General features: G+C 55.4%; 18 protein-coding genes. 5 read left to right on the top strand and 13 right to left on the bottom strand.

Translation table 11 applies throughout. From position 1 onward, the window contains the following. Window positions 1-27 precede the first annotated feature (27 nt). Window positions 28-1,017, top strand: coding sequence for a sulfate ABC transporter substrate-binding protein (locus tag C7M51_RS16450; protein WP_160622702.1), 990 nt, complete (start codon window positions 28-30; stop codon window positions 1,015-1,017). Window positions 1,018-1,094: 77 nt separating this feature from the next. Beyond that, on the top strand, window positions 1,095-1,886 hold the full coding sequence (locus tag C7M51_RS16445) for a CDP-diacylglycerol diphosphatase (RefSeq protein ID WP_160622701.1): 792 nt from the start codon (window positions 1,095-1,097) through the stop codon (window positions 1,884-1,886). Between the two features lie 4 nt (window positions 1,887-1,890). On the opposite strand, the gene tpiA is transcribed toward C7M51_RS16445, so the two are convergent. Next, window positions 1,891-2,655, bottom strand: a complete 765-nt coding sequence (gene tpiA, locus C7M51_RS16440; protein ID WP_160623682.1) for a triose-phosphate isomerase — start codon at window positions 2,653-2,655, stop codon at window positions 1,891-1,893. A 123-nt stretch (window positions 2,656-2,778) separates the two neighbouring features. Continuing rightward, the gene (locus C7M51_RS16435; RefSeq protein ID WP_244323848.1) at window positions 2,779-3,324 is read right to left on the bottom strand and encodes a DUF1454 family protein; all 546 of its coding nucleotides are present in this window, start codon (window positions 3,322-3,324) and stop codon (window positions 2,779-2,781) included. Window positions 3,325-3,485: 161 nt separating this feature from the next. Here C7M51_RS16435 and C7M51_RS16430 point away from each other — a divergent pair, with 161 nt between their 5' ends. Then, window positions 3,486-3,920, top strand: coding sequence for a DUF805 domain-containing protein (locus tag C7M51_RS16430; RefSeq protein WP_160622700.1), 435 nt, complete (start codon window positions 3,486-3,488; stop codon window positions 3,918-3,920). Between the two features lie 6 nt (window positions 3,921-3,926). On the opposite strand, the gene fpr is transcribed toward C7M51_RS16430, so the two are convergent. Next, on the bottom strand, window positions 3,927-4,673 hold the full coding sequence (gene fpr / locus C7M51_RS16425) for a ferredoxin--NADP(+) reductase (RefSeq protein ID WP_160622699.1): 747 nt from the start codon (window positions 4,671-4,673) through the stop codon (window positions 3,927-3,929). 303 nt (window positions 4,674-4,976) lie between these two features. On the opposite strand from fpr, the gene emrD reads away from it, so the two are divergent. Beyond that, window positions 4,977-6,155, top strand: a complete 1,179-nt coding sequence (emrD, locus tag C7M51_RS16420; protein WP_160622698.1) for a multidrug efflux MFS transporter EmrD — start codon at window positions 4,977-4,979, stop codon at window positions 6,153-6,155. 3 nt (window positions 6,156-6,158) lie between these two features. On the opposite strand, the gene glpX is transcribed toward emrD, so the two are convergent. The 3 genes from glpX to C7M51_RS16405 form a co-directional block, all read right to left on the bottom strand. Then, entirely contained in the window at window positions 6,159-7,169 is a 1,011-nt protein-coding gene (gene glpX, locus C7M51_RS16415; RefSeq protein WP_160622697.1) for a class II fructose-bisphosphatase, read from the bottom strand. Window positions 7,170-7,265: 96 nt separating this feature from the next. Beyond that, complete coding sequence (glpK, locus tag C7M51_RS16410; protein ID WP_160623680.1) at window positions 7,266-8,780, bottom strand: glycerol kinase GlpK; 1,515 nt, start codon at window positions 8,778-8,780, stop codon at window positions 7,266-7,268. 30 nt (window positions 8,781-8,810) lie between these two features. Beyond that, window positions 8,811-9,668 carry an MIP/aquaporin family protein gene (locus tag C7M51_RS16405; RefSeq protein ID WP_160622696.1) on the bottom strand — a complete coding sequence of 286 codons (858 nt, stop codon included), beginning with the start codon at window positions 9,666-9,668 and terminating at the stop codon, window positions 8,811-8,813. Window positions 9,669-10,117: 449 nt separating this feature from the next. Here C7M51_RS16405 and zapB point away from each other — a divergent pair, with 449 nt between their 5' ends. After that, the gene (gene zapB, locus C7M51_RS16400) at window positions 10,118-10,357 is read left to right on the top strand and encodes a cell division protein ZapB (protein WP_160622695.1); all 240 of its coding nucleotides are present in this window, start codon (window positions 10,118-10,120) and stop codon (window positions 10,355-10,357) included. Window positions 10,358-10,463: 106 nt separating this feature from the next. Here the strand turns inward: zapB and rraA are convergent, their stop codons facing one another. The 7 genes from rraA to priA all read right to left on the bottom strand — a co-directional run bounded on the left by rraA (window position 10,464) and on the right by priA (window position 18,588). Then, window positions 10,464-10,949, bottom strand: coding sequence for a ribonuclease E activity regulator RraA (gene rraA / locus C7M51_RS16395; RefSeq protein ID WP_160622694.1), 486 nt, complete (start codon window positions 10,947-10,949; stop codon window positions 10,464-10,466). 107 nt (window positions 10,950-11,056) lie between these two features. Continuing rightward, a complete protein-coding gene (locus C7M51_RS16390) occupies window positions 11,057-11,980 on the bottom strand; it encodes a 1,4-dihydroxy-2-naphthoate polyprenyltransferase (RefSeq protein ID WP_160622693.1) in 924 nt (307 codons plus the stop codon). A 158-nt stretch (window positions 11,981-12,138) separates the two neighbouring features. Continuing rightward, window positions 12,139-13,470: an HslU--HslV peptidase ATPase subunit gene (hslU, locus tag C7M51_RS16385; RefSeq protein ID WP_160622692.1), complete on the bottom strand. Its 1,332-nt coding sequence runs from the start codon at window positions 13,468-13,470 to the stop codon at window positions 12,139-12,141. A gap of 11 nt (window positions 13,471-13,481) precedes the next feature. Further along, the gene (gene hslV, locus C7M51_RS16380; protein ID WP_160251174.1) at window positions 13,482-14,012 is read right to left on the bottom strand and encodes an ATP-dependent protease subunit HslV; all 531 of its coding nucleotides are present in this window, start codon (window positions 14,010-14,012) and stop codon (window positions 13,482-13,484) included. 90 nt (window positions 14,013-14,102) lie between these two features. Further along, window positions 14,103-14,993: a cell division protein FtsN gene (gene ftsN / locus C7M51_RS16375; protein ID WP_160622691.1), complete on the bottom strand. Its 891-nt coding sequence runs from the start codon at window positions 14,991-14,993 to the stop codon at window positions 14,103-14,105. Between the two features lie 175 nt (window positions 14,994-15,168). Then, a complete protein-coding gene (gene cytR, locus C7M51_RS16370) occupies window positions 15,169-16,194 on the bottom strand; it encodes a DNA-binding transcriptional regulator CytR (protein WP_160622690.1) in 1,026 nt (341 codons plus the stop codon). 198 nt (window positions 16,195-16,392) lie between these two features. After that, complete coding sequence (gene priA, locus C7M51_RS16365) at window positions 16,393-18,588, bottom strand: primosomal protein N' (protein WP_160622689.1); 2,196 nt, start codon at window positions 18,586-18,588, stop codon at window positions 16,393-16,395. Window positions 18,589-18,593 lie beyond the last annotated feature (5 nt).

Here is an 18,593-nt window from a genome sequence, read left to right as displayed (position 1 = left end):
GTTAATAAATTTTCGGGAGAGCGTGAAATGAATAAGTGGAGTGTGGGCCTGGCGGTTTTACTGGCGTCAACCAGCGTACTGGCAAAAGATATCCAGCTGCTGAACGTTTCTTACGATCCGACGCGTGAGCTGTACGAGCAATATAATAAGGCGTTTAGCGCTCACTATAAGCAGGAAACAGGCGATAACGTGGTCATTCGCCAGTCGCATGGCGGCTCCGGCAAGCAGGCGACCTCGGTCATTAACGGTATCCGCGCAGATGTGGTCACGCTGGCGCTGGCTTCTGATATTGATGCTATTGCCGCTCGCGGTCGTATTGATAAAGCCTGGGTTAAGCGCCTGCCCCACAACTCCGCACCTTACACCTCTACCATTGTTTTCCTGGTACGCAAAGGCAACCCGAAGCAGATTCACGACTGGCCCGATTTGCTGAAGCCGGGCGTTTCGGTTATTACGCCGAACCCGAAAACCTCCGGCGGCGCACGCTGGAACTATCTGGCTGCCTGGGGTTATGCGCTCGATCAAAACAACGGCGATCAGGCGAAGGCGCAGGAATTCGTCAAAGCGCTGTTTAAAAACGTTGAGGTACAGGATTCTGGCGCACGCGGCGCTACCAACACCTTCGTTGAGCGCGGCATTGGCGATGTGCTGATCGCGTGGGAAAACGAAGCTTACCTGGCGGTGAATAAGCTGGGTAAAGATCAGTTTGAGATTGTGACACCAAGCGAATCTATCCTGGCGGAGCCGACGGTTTCCGTCGTCGATCGCGTGGTAGATGAGCGTGATACGCGTAAAGTTGCGAATGATTACCTGAACTACCTTTATTCGCCGGAAGGGCAGGCGATAGCTGCGCAAAACTACTATCGTCCTCGTGATGCTGAGGTTGCGAAAAAATATGCCAGCACCTTTACGCCGCTGAAGCTGTTCACCATTGACGATAAGTTTGGTGGCTGGACCGCCGCGCAAAAAACACACTTCGCTGATGGCGGCACCTACGATAAGATTATGCAGCGTTAAGCAAGCGGCTCCGTAGGCGTTACCGTGGCGGTTCTCGCTGGCCGAGATCGCCACTGGTTAAATACGGAGAAGCCGCCATGCCTGTACCAGCCCGCGCGCTTAAATTGGTTGCGGTTGTTATTCTGTTAATTCTACTCACGCTCACTTTTGCGCTCTGGCGCTTTCACCATAACGGCAACGCGCTGTGGCAGATCATCAGCCAGCAGTGCGTTTCTGGACAGTTACAGAAGAACAATCCTTCTCCCTGTGAGCGCGTGGACGTTGCGCAGGGCTTCGTTACGCTGAAAGACCGTAATGGCCCGCTACAATATCTGCTAATGCCGATAGCGCGCATCAGCGGCATCGAAAGCCCGGCACTGCTCGATAATACGACGCCTGATTTTTTAACGCTGGCGTGGCAGCAGCGTAGCCTGTTGTCGATACGCTATGGCGCACCACTGCCTGACAGCGCGATTTCTCTGTCCGTTAATTCGGAATTTGGCCGCACGCAAAACCAGCTGCATATTCATATCTCCTGTTTACGAGCTGATATTCGTCAGCAATTAAATCAGCTGGCTCCACGGTTGAATGAACGCTGGCAGCATTATCCATTAGGCGATCGTGACTGGCTGATTCGTGCTCTGACGGCTGCGGAGCTGAAGCAGCAAAGCGGGTTTATGCATCTGGCGTATGAGGTGCCGCAGGCGCAGCGGGAAATGGGAAAATATGGTCTGGCGCTGACGACGCTGCCGGATGGCAGGCTGGCGTTAATGGCGATTAAGCGTGACTGGTTAAGGCTGAACAGGGCATCGGCGGAGGCGCTACAGGATCACCAGTGCGCGATTCTGCAACCGATAACAGAGCAACGGGCGGCGCAGGGCCGCCCGTAGATCATCAGGCTTTTGCCGCAGCAGCTGCCTTCACGATAACGGCGAAGGCGTCAGCCTTCAGTGAAGCACCGCCAACCAGCGCGCCGTCGATGTCCGGCTGGGCAAACAGCTCAGCGGCATTTTTATCGTTAACGGAACCGCCATACTGGATAATGACCTGTTCAGCCACTTTCGCATCTTTTTTAGCGATATGGTCACGGATAAACTTATGTACCGCCTGTGCCTGAGCAGGCGTTGCAGATTTGCCGGTGCCGATGGCCCAGACAGGTTCGTAAGCGATAACCACGCCGTTAAAGGCTTCTGCGCCCTGTGTTTCCAGTACGGCATCGATCTGACGTGCGCAAACTTCTTCCGTTTTACCCGCTTCGTTTTCCGCTTCGGTTTCACCGATGCAGAGAACCGGCGTCAGGCCCGCGGCTTTCAGCACGGCGAATTTTTTCGCGATAAATTCGTCGCTTTCTTTATGGTAGGTACGGCGTTCTGAGTGGCCGATAATGATGTAACGCGCGCCGATATCTTTCAGCATGTCGGCAGAAACTTCGCCGGTAAACGCGCCGGACAGGTTCACGTCAACGTTCTGAGCGCCCAGTGCGATCTGGCTATCGCCCAGCGCCTGCTGTGCCTGATCCAGATACATCACCGGCGGGGCGATGGCGACGCCACAGCCCTGAACGGCGCTTAGCTCTTTACGCAGGCCGTCGATCAGCTCGCTGACCATTTTTTTGCTGCCGTTCAGCTTCCAGTTACCCATAACTAACGGATGTCGCATCATATCCTCCACGTGTAACGCAATACCAGGAAAGTACACTGCCGTAAGACAGCGATGTCTGCCAGACAGTATAGAGATCTTGAACCTGAATGGCTTTGTTTTTCGTCATTTTTGCCGCGACGTTTAAGGTGCCGATAGCGAAAGCTTAATCGGTTCAACGGCGAAAGTTAGCCCCTTTTCACCGTTATCTGCCACCACAAAGCGTAGCGCGCCCTCTGTCTGTGCATAATAGCGGGCACCTTTGCCTTTGCTCAACAATTCATCTAACCGTTTGCTGCACTCTTCCAGCGAACGACCAGGCGAAAAGAAGCGCATCAGCACCGTCATATAGGCACGCGCTTGATTCTTCGCCGCCTGCTCTTCCGGGCCGGGAATCGGCAGCCAGGTAATCTGTAACGTTTTTATTTTCCCGGTGCCTGGCTCCAGTGCGGTAGAGGCGTAGAGCGTTTCGCTGATCTTGCTGGCGGCACGGGTTAAATTACTTTTATCAAGACGGCTGTCGATAGCGCGGTATTCGCTGAGCGGTAGTGATGGATTCGCCGCGTTGTACTTTTCCCGAAACTGAGCAATAGTCATGTCGAACGTCGGCGCGCCCGGCAGAAGATAGGGCGCGGTAGGGAGCGATTCATGACGTGCCGCAGCCTCATCGGCTCGCGCTACGGTGCCCATGAATAACGCGGTCAGTATCAGGATGGGCGTCAGCAACATGCCTGGCGCTTTCTTCATTTTTTCTGCCCTGTCCAGTAAACTCAGCCCAGATTAGAACGGTTTTTACCTGCCAAAGTCAAAAGCTGCGGCGGCCATTTTATAGTTTTCCTCGGGACGAAAATATGACGCTACAGCAATGGTGTTTTTCCTGGCGCGGTCGCCTGGGGCGACGAGACTTCTGGATTTGGCAGATAGTCTGGCTGTTAACCATGACGGCGTTATTCGTCTTTGCCGGAAATGGCCTGCTCGATACACAAACGGCAGCCTTCTGCGTCGTGTGCCTGCTGTGGCCTGCCAGTGCCGTGTTGGTCAAGCGTTTGCACGATCGTAACCATCGCGGTTACTGGGCGCTGCTGCTGATCGTTGCCTGGATACTTTTGGCAGGAAACTGGAGCGTACTGGGTTCCGGCTGGCAGTGGGCGCTGGGGCGTTTCGCCCCGTCACTGATTCTGGTCATCATGCTAATTGAACTGGGCGTGATGAAAGGATCGCCAGGCGAGAACCGTTTTGGTCAGGTGGCGCAGCACGTAGACTTCTTCCACAAACGCCGCGCCTGAGGTTGGTTACCAGTAGTGCTCACTGGTGATATGACCTGGCTTACGACGCAGATGTTTTTGCATCCCCCGCGTATCTTTCAGCAGTTGCTGGGTATCGCGCACCATCTGCGGGTTGCCGCACAGCATAATATGGCTGCTCTGTGCGTCCATCGGCAGGCCAACGGCGCGTTCCAGGCTGCCGTTTTCAATCAGCGCCGGGACGCGTCCGGTTAGCGAACCCGGCGCTTCTTCACGGCTGACCACCGTCTGAATGCGGAGCTGGCCCTGATAACGTTCCACCAGTTGCTGCATCATCGGCAGATAGCTTAAATCAGCGGCGTAGCGAGCCGCATGAACCAGCACAATATGGCGGAAACGTGTCAGGCCTTCACCCTGCTGTAAAATGGAGAGATAAGGGCCAATCGCCGTACCGGTCGCCAGCATCCACAGCGTCTCGCATTCCGGCACCTCGTTCAGTACGAAAAATCCGGCGGCCTCTTTCGTTACCATGATTTGATCGCCCGGCTGAAGCGCATGCAGTCTGGGGCTGAGCTTACCTTCCGGCACGTTGACTAGATAAAATTCTAAATCGGGATTATCAGGCGCGCTGACATAGGAGTAAGCGCGCTGGACGCGTTCACCATCAATTTCCAGCGCCAGCTTAGCGAACTGACCGGCAGTAAAAGGGGCAACGGGCGCATTCACTTTGATACTGAACAGATTTTCCGTCCAGTTTGTGACGTCAACCACTTTGCCATTAACCCATTCAGCCATTGACCTTTCTCCGTCCTGTTAGCTTTGCGCCTATCTTCGCCACTCCGCGCCTCTTTTTCCAGCCCGGGCGGGACAGGAAAGCTCTGAGCGACAAAAACAGGCGACACTTTGTGCGCCCGTATAGTTAGTTTTACAAATAAGGGCAATTTCTGCTGCCACAAGAGCAAAATATCTTTTCGCCCTCGCTGTTCCTTTCCTGACGCAACCTGATATTTTTGCCGCCATCAATCCTGTTTGACCTTCTGATTAGCTGCATATTTGCTAAACGGTGGGTTTTCATTCTGAAATTTCGTCTGAGTAGCCATGAAAAAAGTAGAAAACGGACATCTGTTACTGATGCTGATTGTGTTGGTCGCGGTAGGGCAAATGGCGCAAACCATCTATGTCCCGGCGATGTCTATTATCGCGGAATCCTTTAACGTGCGTGATGGCGTGATGCAGCGCGTTATGGCTGCTTATCTGATGACTTATGGCGGATCGCAACTGTTTTATGGGCCGCTGTCGGACAGCATCGGGCGTCGCCCGGTGATTTTAATGGGGATGTGCGTCTTTATGGTCGGCGCGCTTGGGGCGCTGTTATCCCCGTCGATTAACTGGCTGGTGGTGGCCAGTGCGGTGCAGGGGCTGGGCACCGGCGTCGGGGGCGTTATGGCGCGTACTATGCCACGCGATCTCTATTCAGGGAGCGCGCTGCGCCGGGCGAACAGCCTGCTGAATATGGGCATTCTGTTTAGCCCGCTGGTAGCGCCGATGATTGGCGCGCTGTTAACGCAGATGTTTGGCTGGCACGCCTGCTTTGTGTTCATGCTACTGCTCTGTCTGCTGGTTACCGGCGCGATGGCGTACTGGCTGCCAGAAACCCGTCCACAGCAAAGCGAAGCGCGCCCGCTGTTTTCCCGCTACCGTCCGCTGCTGCGCGATCGCATCTTTGTTCGCTATTTGCTGATACTGATCGGTGCGCTGGCGGGGATTGCGCTGTATGAGTCGAGCTGCGGCGTACTGATGGGCGGGGCGCTGGGGCTGGATGCGATGACCATCAGCATTCTGTTTATCCTGCCGATTCCGGCGGCCTTTTTTGGTGCCTGGTTTGCCGGGCGTGACGATAAAAGTTTTCATACGCTGATGTGGTATGCGGTGAACAGCTGTCTTCTGGCGTCAGTGCTGATGTGGCTGCCGGGATGGTTTGGCATTATGAACACCTGGACGCTGCTGGTGCCGGCCTCACTGTTTTTCTTTGGCGCTGGCATGATGTTTCCGCTGGCGACCTCCGGCGCGATGGAACCCTACGCCTGGCTGGCGGGCACCGCCGGGGCACTGATTGGCGGGCTACAAAACCTTGGCTCTGGTCTGGCAGCCTGGCTGTCGGCGCTGCTGCCGCAGGACAGCCAGTTTAGTCTCGGCATGCTGATGTGTGCGACCACCCTGTTGATGCTGATATGCTGGTGGCCGCTCTCTAAAAACCCGGAGCCGCAGACCGTTTAATTGCTACAGTAGCCACTGCTGCAACGCCGTATCCTTGCGATCCAGATAATGAATTGACTGGATACGGCGAATAGTGCGCGATTTGCCACGAATCAGCAGGGTTTCACTGGTCGCCATATTCCCCTGACGCGTAATGCCCTTCAGCAGGTCGCCGCTGGTAATGCCGGTGGCGGCGAAAATAACATTGTCATTGCGCGCCATCATCTCCAGCGTCAGCCGCTGATTAGCGTTGATGCCCATTTGCTGACAGCGTGCCAGTTCCTGCTCGCCGAGGCGGCGATTTTCTTCGCTTTCGCCTTTCACCTCATGACGAGGCAGCAGGCGTCCCTGCATATCGCCATCCAGCGCGCGGATGACCGCCGCAGAAACCACGCCTTCCGGCGCGCCGCCGATGCCGTAGAGCACGTCTACTTCGCTATCGGGCATACAGGTGAGGATAGAGGCGGCAACGTCGCCATCGGGAATAGCGAAAATACGCACGCCCAGCTGCTGCATCTGCTTGATTACCGCATCGTGACGCGGTTTTGCCAGAATAGTCACCGTCAGCTCGTTAAGCGTTTTGCCTAATGCCGCAGCGATGTTTTTCAGGTTAGTTTCCAGCGGCAGGTCGAGATCGATATGGCCTTTGGCACCGGGGCCGACAATCAGCTTCTCCATGTACATATCGGGCGCGTGCAGAAACGTGCCTCTGTCGCCCACCGCCAGTACCGCCAGTGCATTTGCCTGGCCCATAGCGGTCATGCGTGTACCCTCGATGGGATCGACAGCGATATCTACCGCATCGCCGTTGCCGGTACCGACTTTCTCACCGATATAGAGCATCGGTGCTTCATCAATTTCACCTTCTCCGATAACGATCTGTCCGTCGATATCCACTTTATTCAGCATGATGCGCATGGCATTAACCGCTGCGCCGTCAGCCAGATTCTTGTCACCGCGGCCCAGCCACTTATAGCCAGCCAGCGCTGCCGCTTCGGTCACGCGGGAAAATTCAATGGCGAGTTCTCGTTTCATCACCAGCCTCTGCAAAAACGAATGAGGCAAAAGTGTATCACAGCGGGGAAGCCGGGGGAGAAAAGCCCGCACCGGCTGGGGTGCGGGCCTGAAGGATTATGACTCGTGATCTTCCCACGCCTGAGCACGGGCCACGGCTTTTTTCCAACCGGCGTAGCGGTAGTTACGTTCGGTGGTTTCAATGCTGGGGCGGAACTCGCGCTCGATAATCGATTTAGCACGTACCTCATCCAGATCCTGCCAGAAGCCCACCGCCAACCCGGCCAGATAAGCCGCGCCTAATGCGGTCACCTCACGGACTTCCGGACGCTCTACGCGCGTGCCAAGAATATCGGACTGGAACTGCATCAGGAAGTTGTTGGCGACCGCACCGCCATCCACGCGCAGCGATTGCAGGCGGGTATTTGCATCGTTTTGCATCGCCTCCAGCACGTCGCGGGTTTGATAAGCGATGGATTCCAGCGTGGCACGGATAATATGATTTGCGTTTGCGCCGCGTGTCAGACCGAACAGCGCGCCGCGCGCATAGGGATCCCAGTAAGGTGCGCCGAGGCCGGTAAAGGCGGGCACCATATAAACCCCGTTTGAATCTTTGACTTTCATCGCGAAATATTCGGAGTCAGCGGAATCGCTAATCAGCTTCATTTCGTCGCGCAGCCACTGAATTGACGCGCCGCCGATAAATACCGCACCTTCCAGCGCATAGTTAACTTCGCCGCGCGGCCCACAGGCAATGGTGGTGAGCAGGCCGTGGGTAGACGTTACCGCTTCGGTGCCGGTATTCATCAGCATAAAGCAACCGGTGCCGTAGGTGTTTTTCGCCATGCCGGGCTGTACGCAGAGCTGGCCATACAGAGCCGCCTGCTGATCGCCTGCGATACCGGCGATTGGGATACGGGTGCCGCCTTTGCCGCCGATGTTGGTCTGACCGTAAATCTCAGAGGACGATTTTACTTCCGGCAGCATTTCACGCGGGATATCAAGGATATCCAGCATCCGCTGATCCCATTCCAGCTTGTGAATGTTGTACATCATAGTACGGGAAGCGTTAGTGTGATCGGTGATATGTACCCGGCCCTGGGTCATTTTCCAGACAAGCCAGGTATCCACGGTGCCGAACAGCAGTTCGCCGCGTTTAGCGCGGTCACGTGCGCCTTCCACATGGTCCAGAATCCATTTTACCTTGGTGCCGGAGAAGTAGGGGTTAATGACCAGGCCGGTGGTGTGCTGGATATATTCTTCCAGCCCTTCTTTTTTCAGTTTTTCACAGTAATCTGCGGTACGCGGATCCTGCCAGACAATAGCATTGTAGATAGGCTTGCCGGATTCTTTATCCCAGACGATTGCCGTTTCGCGTTGGTTGGTGATACCGATAGCGGCGATCTGATCGGAGCGAATATCCGCATGCGCCAGCACCTCTACCAGTGTGGAACTTTGTGATGCCCAGATATCTAACGGATCGTGCTCAACCCAGCCCGCTTTTGGGTAGATCTGGGTAAATTCGCGCTGGGAAACCGCAACGATATTGGCGTCATGATCGAGTACCACGGCGCGGGAGCTGGTTGTACCCTGATCGAGCGCAACAATATATTTTTTATCTGTAGACATAATCATTTCCTGATGAGCAAAAATTGTACAGGGTTACGCTTTACGTTGTTCAGTACGGGTAACAGGCTTATCGGCGTCGGTTTTCTGCGTGATATTAAGATTACATGGCAGATGACGACAGATCAGCGAGCGGTAGCCCCATGCACCCAGGCAGGCACCCACCAGTGGGCCGAAAATCGGGACCAGAAAATAGGGGATATCGCGTGCGCCGGTAAAGGCGACGCTGCCCCAGCCTGCCAGCCAGGCGAAAATTTTCGGACCAAAATCACGCGCAGGGTTGAGGGCAAAACCGGTCAGCGGGCCCATTGCGCCGCCGATAATGGCGACCAGCAGACCAATCAGCAGCGGTGCCAGCGGGCCACGCGGTACGCCATTGCCGTCATCGGTTAGCGCCATAATCACCGACATCAGTACGGCAGTAATGACCAACTCCACTAAAAACGCCTGGCCTACGCTAATATGCGGGTTAGGATAGGTTGAGAAGATCCCTGCCAAATCGAGGCTGTCAGCCGTGCCACGTACCATCTGGTGACTGCTTTCATAATCAATGAACAGGTTGTAATAGAGGCCGTAAACCAACGCCGCAGCGCAAAAGGCACCGGCAACCTGGGCGATAATATAAGGGATGACCTTGCGTCCTTCAAAATTGGCGAACAGGCAAAGGGCGACGGTCACCGCTGGATTCAGATGCGCGCCGGATACGCCCGCTGTCATGTAAGCGGCCATTGAAACCGCCAGGCCCCAGATAATGCAGATTTCCCATTGACCAAAAGCGGCGCCGGCCAGCTTCATCGCGGCAACACAGCCAGCCCCGAAGAAGATAATCATGCCGGTTCCGAGGAATTCGGCAATGCACTGACCCTTAAGTGTGCTCGTTGCTGTCTGACTCATAATGAAATTCCTGAAGGCGAGGTTAAGTTTTATCAATCGTTGTTTTCATTCCGTTGAACCACCCAAACAAATGTGGGGTTGTTGTGAATTTATCGTTAACGCGCATAAACGAGAAATAGCGAAATTAAAATCTGTGTGCTCCATCAAAAAAATGCGCGTTTTCGCGTCTTTTACCGTTCTGTAAACACCATTTTGGCGGTCGCGCGCGCTGCGTGGCGCTCATTTTATTTAACAAAAAGCAGATAATCTGAGATTCGCGTTCAGATACCGTTTAAGCGCTCGGCATAAGCTGAAAATTGTTACATACTGCGCTTCACAACGGTTCGCCGCTGGACTTGGGCTGTGCGCCTACTTACAATCGGTATATCAGTATTTTCAACGGAGTTTTGTGATGTCTCGTCGTCTGCGGCTGGCATCATCAACGCCTTGCGATTAGGAGAAGTCATAGAATGTCATTTGAAGTTTTCGAGAAACTGGAAGCGAAAGTCCAGCAGGCGATTGATACTATCACCCTGCTGCAGATGGAAATTGAAGAGCTGAAAGAGCAGAACAATACGCTGAAGAATGAAGTGCAGCAGGTTTCAGGAAACAGCGAAGCGCTGGTGCGTGAAAACCAGCAGCTGAAAGAAGAGCAGGTTCAGTGGCAGGAACGCCTGCGGGCTTTGTTAGGTAAGATGGAAGAAGTGTAATCCTTCGGGGATGCTGCTTTCATCAACCATGAAAAAACGGGTGCTCTCAGGCACCCGTTTTTCGTTGCGCAATCCGCCGCGTCTAAGCGTTGACGCGGCGTTAAGATTATTCGATATCCAGCGGGTCTTCTGACAGGATGATGCCGGTGTTATCTGCGTAGAGGTGATCGCCGGAAAAGAAGGTGACACCACCGAAGTTTACGCGTATATCGCTTTCGCCGATGCCTTCACCTGCCGCGCCAGCTGGAATGGCGGCAATGGCCTGGATGCCGATATCCAGCTCTTCCAGATCGTCTACCTGGCGCACAGAGCCGTAGACTACAATGCCTTCCCATTCATTTTGCACCGCCAGCTGTGCCAGCGCCGCATCAACCAGCGCCCGTCGCACCGAGCCACCGCCGTCTACCAGCAGCACACGACCCCGGCCGTTTTCTTCCAGTAGATCGTATAACAGGCCGTTGTCCTCGAAACATTTTACGGTCGTAATTTGGCCGCCAAACGAGGTGCGACCCCCAAAGTTGGAGAAGAGTGGTTCCACCACGTTAACGTCTTCGTGATAGATGTCGCAGAGTTCGGAAGTATCATATTTCATAGGATTTTCGTCTGTTTGCCACAGGAGCGGTAAGTATATCGCTTTATCTGAGTTGTTGGCAAAATCATCAACCGCGCAAAAATTGCGTTATATCAGCAATCCGGCGATCAGCTAAGCAGTATGCCTACCGAAAAGAGAATATTGGTCAAAAGCGCCGCCTTCACCGTTTTCTCCAGCATCGGGCGCATCGCCTGAGGCGTCTTGTGATGCAGAATATAGTGGCCCTGTTGCCATAGCAGCGGAATGACCAGTAAAAACAGCCAGCGTCCCCAACCCTGTTGTCCGGCCCAGGCAAAAACGGCAAAGCACAGCAGCGCACTGCCCAGCAACAGTGCATGATAGCGCCGTGCATTATCTGCGCCAAGCCGTACCGCCAGCGTCATTTTTCCACATTGACGATCGGTTTCTATATCGCGCAGATTGTTAATGTTCAGCACCGCTGCTGCCAGCAGGCCGCAGGCGGTTGCCGGTAGCAGCACCAGCAGCGGCAGGTTATGGCTTTGCAGATAGAAGCTGCCACCGACGCCCAGCCAGCCAAAAAAGATCAGCACCGACAGGTCACCCAACCCAAGATAGCCATAGGGCTTTTTACCTACGGTATAGGCAATCGCCGCGACAACGGCCAGCGCGCCCAGCACAAGGAAGCTCAACACGTCGCCCAGCGTGTGGCAGGCGCGGCTAATTAACATAATGCCGCAGAGCAATGCCAGGCCCGCTACCAGCACCATTCCTCTGCGTAGCTGTGGTAGCGTGATAGCGCCTTTCTGGATGCCGCGCAGCGGGCCAAGCCGTTCGCTGCTGTCGCTGCCTTTTAGCGCATCGCCATAATCGTTAGCCAGGTTGGAAAGCACCTGTAGCAGGCCGCTGGTCAGAAAGCAGAGCAGGGCGATGATCAAACTGAAATGATGTTGCCACCAGGCCAGTGCGGAACCGGTCAGGATAGAAGCAAACGCCAGCGGTAGCGTACGCAGGCGCAGGCTTTCCAGCCAGCCTCGGAATTGAAAGGAGGTTATCCGTTGAATCTGTTCCATAAGCCTGCCTGCAGCGGGTGTAATTAAAAAGGAGTAGGCTGATTTTAAGGCGGCGGGCGATGCGGCGCTTTAATCTTCGTCAAGTTGCCGGAGCTAAAGGGCAAGAATGCAACAAAAAAGGAGGCCGTAGCCTCCTTTTAATGGGGTATTGATGCCGGTTACAGAATAAAGCGGCTCAGATCCTCGTCAGCGACCAGCTGATCCAGATGCTGAGAAACATAATCGGCGTCGATAGTAATGCTTTCACCGTTACGGTCGCTGGCATCATAGGAAATATCTTCCATCAGACGCTCCAGAACCGTGTGCAAACGGCGCGCACCGATATTTTCTGTGGTTTCATTGACCTGCCAGGCGGCCTCAGCGATACGGCGGATACCGTCATCGGTAAAGTTGATGTTCACGCCTTCAGTCCCCATTAACGCTTTGTACTGAACGGTAATTGAAGCGTTCGGCTCGGTCAGGATGCGTTCGAAATCATTTACCGTCAGCGCCTGCAGCTCAACACGGATCGGCAGGCGGCCCTGTAGTTCCGGGATCAAATCGGACGGGCTGGCAACCTGGAAAGCGCCAGAGGCGATAAACAGGATGTGGTCGGTTTTCACCATTCCGTGCTTGGTAGATACAGTACAGCCTTCTACCAGCGGCAGCAGATCGCGCTGTACGCCTTCGCGCGATACGTCAGGACCGGACGTTTCGCCGCGTTTACAGATTTTATCGATCTCATCAATAAACACGATGCCGTGCTGTTCAACCGCGTCAATTGCATCCTGCTTCAGCTCTTCCGGGTTAACCAGTTTTGCCGCTTCTTCTTCGATCAGCAGCTTCATCGCCTCTTTGATTTTCAGCTTGCGCGGCTTCTGCTTCTGTCCACCCAGATTCTGGAACATGGACTGTAACTGGCTGGTCATTTCCTCCATGCCCGGAGGAGCCATGATTTCTACGCCCATCGGCGCGGCAGCCAGGTTAATCTCGATTTCTTTGTCGTCCAGCTGGCCTTCACGCAGCTTTTTACGGAATGACTGGCGTGCTGCGGAGGGTTCAGCGCTCTGCTCCGGCTGTCCCCAGTTATTTTTTGCCGGGGGAATCAGCGCATCAAGAATACGCTCTTCAGCCATCTCTTCAGCGCGGTAGCGATTTTTTTCAATCGCCTGCATACGCACCATTTTCATGGCGGCATCGGTCAGATCGCGGATGATGGAATCCACTTCCTTACCGACATAGCCGACTTCGGTGAATTTGGTTGCTTCAACTTTAATAAAAGGCGCGTTCGCCAGCTTGGCCAGACGGCGGGCAATTTCAGTTTTACCCACGCCGGTAGGACCAATCATCAGGATATTTTTCGGCGTAACCTCATGGCGCAGATCTTCATCCAGCTGCATACGACGCCAGCGGTTGCGCAGGGCGATCGCCACAGCACGCTTGGCGCCATCCTGGCCGATGATAAATCTGTTCAGTTCGCTGACAATCTCGCGCGGAGTCATTTCAGACATAATTTCGATCCTTACGCTTTGGAGGCTAATTCTTCAATAGTCAGATTGTGGTTGGTATAGATGCAGATGTCACCTGCAATACCCAGGGCTTTTTCAGCAATATCGCGGGCGCTAAGCTCGGTATTCTCCAGCAGCGCGCGGGCAGCGGCCTGTGCATAGGGGCCGCCGGAACCGATAGCGATCAGATCGTTTTCAGGCTGAATCACATCGCCATTACCGGTAATAATCAGGGAGGCGTTTTCATCCGCTACCGCCAGCAGCGCTTCAAGCTTGCGCAGCATGCGGTCGGTTCGCCAGTCTTTAGCCAGTTCCACCGCCGCCTTCACCAGATGGCCCTGATGCATCTCCAGCTTGCGCTCGAAAAGTTCAAACAGAGTGAAAGCATCTGCTGTGCCGCCGGCAAAACCCGCAATCACCTTGTCATTGTAGAGACGGCGCACTTTCTTGACGTTGCCTTTCATTACGGTATTGCCGAGAGTAGCCTGGCCATCACCGCCAATCACTACCTGGCCGTTGCGTCGTACACTTACTATCGTTGTCACGGGCAGACCCCTTGTTACAGTGGAAAAAAGGCTCCGCGCTGCGTGGCGCGGAGCATAATGCAACAAGATATGGGGCAGGTTTGGAGGGTTTCAACCCCCAAGGGCAAGAGGAATACAGCTGGAGTGTCCTGCGCTACGCAGGCGCTTCAGGGTGCTGTCAGCGCTGGCGCGACTGTTATAAGGACCAATTACCACGCGATTCCAACCGCCGCCGGTAGTAATGCGGCTTTCAAAACCTTCAAACGCCAGCTGGGCGCGCACTGACTCTGCCTGCTCGCTGCCTTTAAAGGAGCCACATTGCACCATCCAGCGCTGCGACTTCTCTTTCTCCGCTTTGGCTTTGGCGGCTTCCTGCTGTTTGGCCCGGTTGTTTTCCTGCGGTTTCGGTGTGGTAACCGGCGGATGTGATGTCCGCGGCGGTGCAGGCTGATAGCCTGGCTGCTGGACGCGCTGTTGTTGCGCCTGTTGCTGCTGCTGTTGTGTCCGTTGTTGCTGCAACTGCTGCTGCTGACGCTGGAGCGTTTGCTGGCGCTGTACCGGCGTCTGTTCGTTCCACGGCACTTCATTCAGCTGAGTGGGTGCCTGGCGCATATCAGCCTGCATCTGCTCCAGGAGCTGACGCTGTTCGTCAGTCAGCTGTGTTTGTGACTGAACTTCGCCGCCTGAGGAAGGCTCTTTCGGTGTCGGCACGGTAACCTGGCGGTTTTCCAGCTCTTTAATATAGCGCCAGCGCTCCTCAGGTTTGGGCGGCAGCCCGTTACCGGTCGCTTTATGATCGGGAATAACCGGCGTTTCTTCTTTTTTATGGTGGGCGATAAACCATAGCCCGCCAACGAACGTTACCAGCACGGCAACCGCCAGCCCTATCATCATTTTAGAAATACCGGAGCTGCCGTTGCGCTTTTTGCTGCTGCGGCTGTTGCCTTTCTTGCGACGCGTCCCTGTCGAACGCCCGCGGCCTACATAATCTTTTTGTGCCACTAATCGTTCCGCTAATTCAAAGAAGAAAATGCCTGCCGGACGAGCGGGCGCTGAAACGGGCGCGCCGCAGCTATCCAGCTGTCAGCCCGCCATGTTACTCAAGGGCCGGAAGTTTGACCAGCGGTGAGTCGTTTAAGAATTTGCTGAAACTACCTGAACGGCAGCCTGGTGCCGTTTAGCTGGCGTGTATCGTGCTTCCGCGTAGTTTCAGCTCAAACTCCAGTAGCCGGGAGCCGTTGCGTACGATCTTACCCTGTAACTGCTCCAGCAACAGCAGCATGGCTTCACGCCCCAGCGCAAAGCGCGGCTGAGCAACGGTCGTCAGCGGAGGATCGCTATAGCGAGACAGCTCAATATCGTCAAAACCAACCAGGGAGATGTCGCGAGGAATGCGCAGGCCCATACTTTTTGCCTGGGACATCGCACCTAACGCCATAATATCGTTGTGGCAAAACAGCGCCTCCGGTGGCTGCGGCTGTGCCATCAGACGTTTGAACGCGGCGGCTCCCGCCTCGAAGGTAAAATCGCCGCGCACAATATAGCGCGGTTCAACTTCCTGCCCGTGACGACGCAGCGCCTGAATATACCCTTGCAGGCGATAGTGACTGAGCGGCATCTCTTCCGGCCCGGCGATACAGGCGATGCGGCGATGACCAAGCTGCCATAAATGGTTTACCGCTTCGAAGGCCGCCGTCAGGTTATCGATATGTACCGTTGGCAGTTCCAGATCCGGTGCAAACTCGTTTGCCATCACCATTGGCGGCAGGTTGCGCTGCTCCTCTACGCCGGTATCAAAAGGCACCTGCGAGCCTAACAGCACCATGCCGTCGATCTGGCGCGTCAGCATCAGGCTGAGAAAGGATTTTTCCTGCTGGTTTTGATGTGCGCAGTCACCGATCAGCACCAGATAGCCTTCCGCTGCGGCAGTGACCTCTACGCCACGTATAATTTCGCTGAAAAAGGGATCGCAGATATCGGGCACAATAACCAGAATCGTGCGCGATTCACTGCGTTTGCCGTTACGCGCCAGCGCATGGGGAGAGTAGCCTACCTCAATAACCGCCTGCTCAACTTTCTGACGGGTTACCGCCGAAACTTTTTCAGGATTCATCAGCGCGCGGGATACGGTGGCGGTTGAGACACCCGCCCGTTCAGCCACATCTTTCATCGTCGCTGCCGTCGACGCCTGGTTCTGCTCCAACGCTTTTCTCCTCGCATCGGCTGTGCCGATCTGACCTTCTGTCCACTATGTTTTGTCAGGCTGCGCTTGTTGCGGCTAAAGCTGACGATCATCACATTTTTAACAGATTGTCAGGGGGGCCGTTACTCAAATTGCATGAAAATTGTGACTTATTCGAGGTTTTTCGATCCAGCTCGCAAACCTTTGCGCAGGATACGCCTAGCTTTCCGTCGGATCGATATCCAGCGTCCATTTTACTTTACGCGCCAGCGGCAGGGTAGGAATCAACGGCAGCGAGGTTTTTAACAGCTGTTGCAGGCGCAGACGGGCTGGATGTTGCAACAGAAGCTGCCAGCGATAGCGCCCACTGCGTTTTGCCTGCAAGGCCGGTACCGGCCCCATAATCCATAGTCCCTCGTCGCGCAGCGGGCTCGCTTCCAGCAAATTACGTAACTGATGTAAAAAGGCGGCGGCCTGCTGATTATCATGATCTTCAGCGCGGAACAGGGCATGGCTGGTAAACGGCGGCAGCTGAACGCTTTTACGCTCATTCAGCGTCTGGCTGGCAAAGGCGTCATAACCCTGATGTAGCAGGATTTGCAGTAGCGGATGCTCAGGATGATGAGTTTGCAGCAGCACTTCGCCCTGCTTACCGGCGCGTCCGGCGCGTCCGGCAACCTGGATATAGAGTTGGGCAAAGCGCTCTGCTGCCCGAAAGTCGGCGGAGAAAAGCGCGCCATCCACATCCAGTAGTGATACCAGCGTGACGTCGGGAAAGTGGTGTCCTTTTGCCAGCATCTGTGTACCGATAAGGATGCGCGCGCCGCCGCGAAACACATCTGCCAGATGCTGCTCCAGTGCACCCTTGCGGCTGGTGGTATCGCGATCGATACGCGACAGCGGTATGCCGGGAAACAGGCTCTGTAGATTATGCTCCAGCTGCTCGGTGCCCAATCCTACCGGCACCAGATGCGTGGAGCCGCACTGGGGGCACTGACGCGGTACCGGACGCTGGCTGTCGCAGTGATGGCAGCGTAGCTGGCGCTGTTGCTGATGTAGCGTGTAGTAGTGATCGCAGCGTGGGCATTCCGCGATCCAGCCGCAGTCGTGGCACAGCAGCGCAGGCGAAAAGCCGCGGCGGTTAAGGAACAGCAAAACCTGATTATCCGCCTGCAAATGTTGGCGCATACGCTGTACCAACGCCGGAGAAAGCCCGCCCTGAAGCTGGACGCCTTTTAAATCAATTAATTGCTGCGTTGCCTGCCGGGCATTACCGGCACGTTTGCTCAGGTTTAGCTGACGATACTTGCCGCTCTGTACGTTATGCAATGTTTCCAGCGCGGGCGTCGCCGATCCCATCACAATCGGAATATGTTCTTCACGCGCGCGGAACACCGCCAGATCGCGAGCGTGATAGCGCCAGCCCTCCTGCTGTTTGTAGGAGCTGTCGTGTTCTTCATCAATAATAATCACGCCGGGACGGGCGAAGGGAGTAAACAGCGCCGAGCGGGTGCCGATTACGATGGCGTTTTCTCCCTGGCGCGCGCGCAGCCAGACAGCCATGCGTTCGCTGTCGTTCAGGCCGGAGTGCAGTACATCGATCGGCGCGTTAAAGCGCGCCCGGAAGCGTGAGATGGTTTGCGGCGTCAGGCCGATTTCCGGCACCAGCACCAGCGCCTGACGGCCACGGCTCAGCACGTTTTCCAGCACGCTGAGATAGACTTCGGTTTTCCCGGAGCCGGTGATGCCTGCCAGCAGCCAGGGCGCGAACTGTTCATCCTCGCTGCGAATAGCGCCAACGGCCATCGCCTGCTCCGTATTCAGGCGCAGCCGTTCGCCTTTAATGCCGAAGCACGTGCGCCAGTCTTCTCTGGCTGGCAGATACTCGCGCAGATCGCACAGTCCCTTTGCCCGCAGTGCCTGTAACGCCTGGTCAGCCAGCGCATGCTGCGCGATTTCGTGGCGGTAAAGCGGCTGTTGGCGTAGTGCGGCAAGCGCCTGCTGCTGTTTGGGCGCACGCTTCAGGCTTTCCGGGGCGGTTTCGCGCCCCAGCTCGGTAATAAACCATTGCCAGAGCGGGGTATCCTGTGCCGGTTTACCCTGACGCAGCAGCACCGGCAGCGCATGAAACAGCACTTCACCCAGGGGGTAGTGATAATAATCTGCGGCCCAGTGCAGAATGCGCCAGAGAGAAGGTGGAAACAGTGATTCGTTGTCGATAACGTCCAGCACGCTTTTTAGCTGCGCTTCAGGGAGCTCGCTCTGCTCGCTAAACCCCACTACGATACCAACCATTTTGCGATTGCCAAAGGGCACGCGTACGCGACCGCCTGGCACAGGGTGCAGGTGAGCAGGAAGCAGGTAATCAAACCGGCGCGCCAGCGGAACGGGCAGCGCAACCTGAGCAACGGGCATGACGT

It is taken from the genome of Mixta intestinalis (assembly GCF_009914055.1).
GTDB classification, from domain to species: Bacteria; Pseudomonadota; Gammaproteobacteria; order Enterobacterales; family Enterobacteriaceae; genus Mixta; species Mixta intestinalis.
The sequence above is the reverse complement of the archived record's forward strand: the minus strand, read 5'-3'. Positions and strand labels throughout refer to the sequence as shown.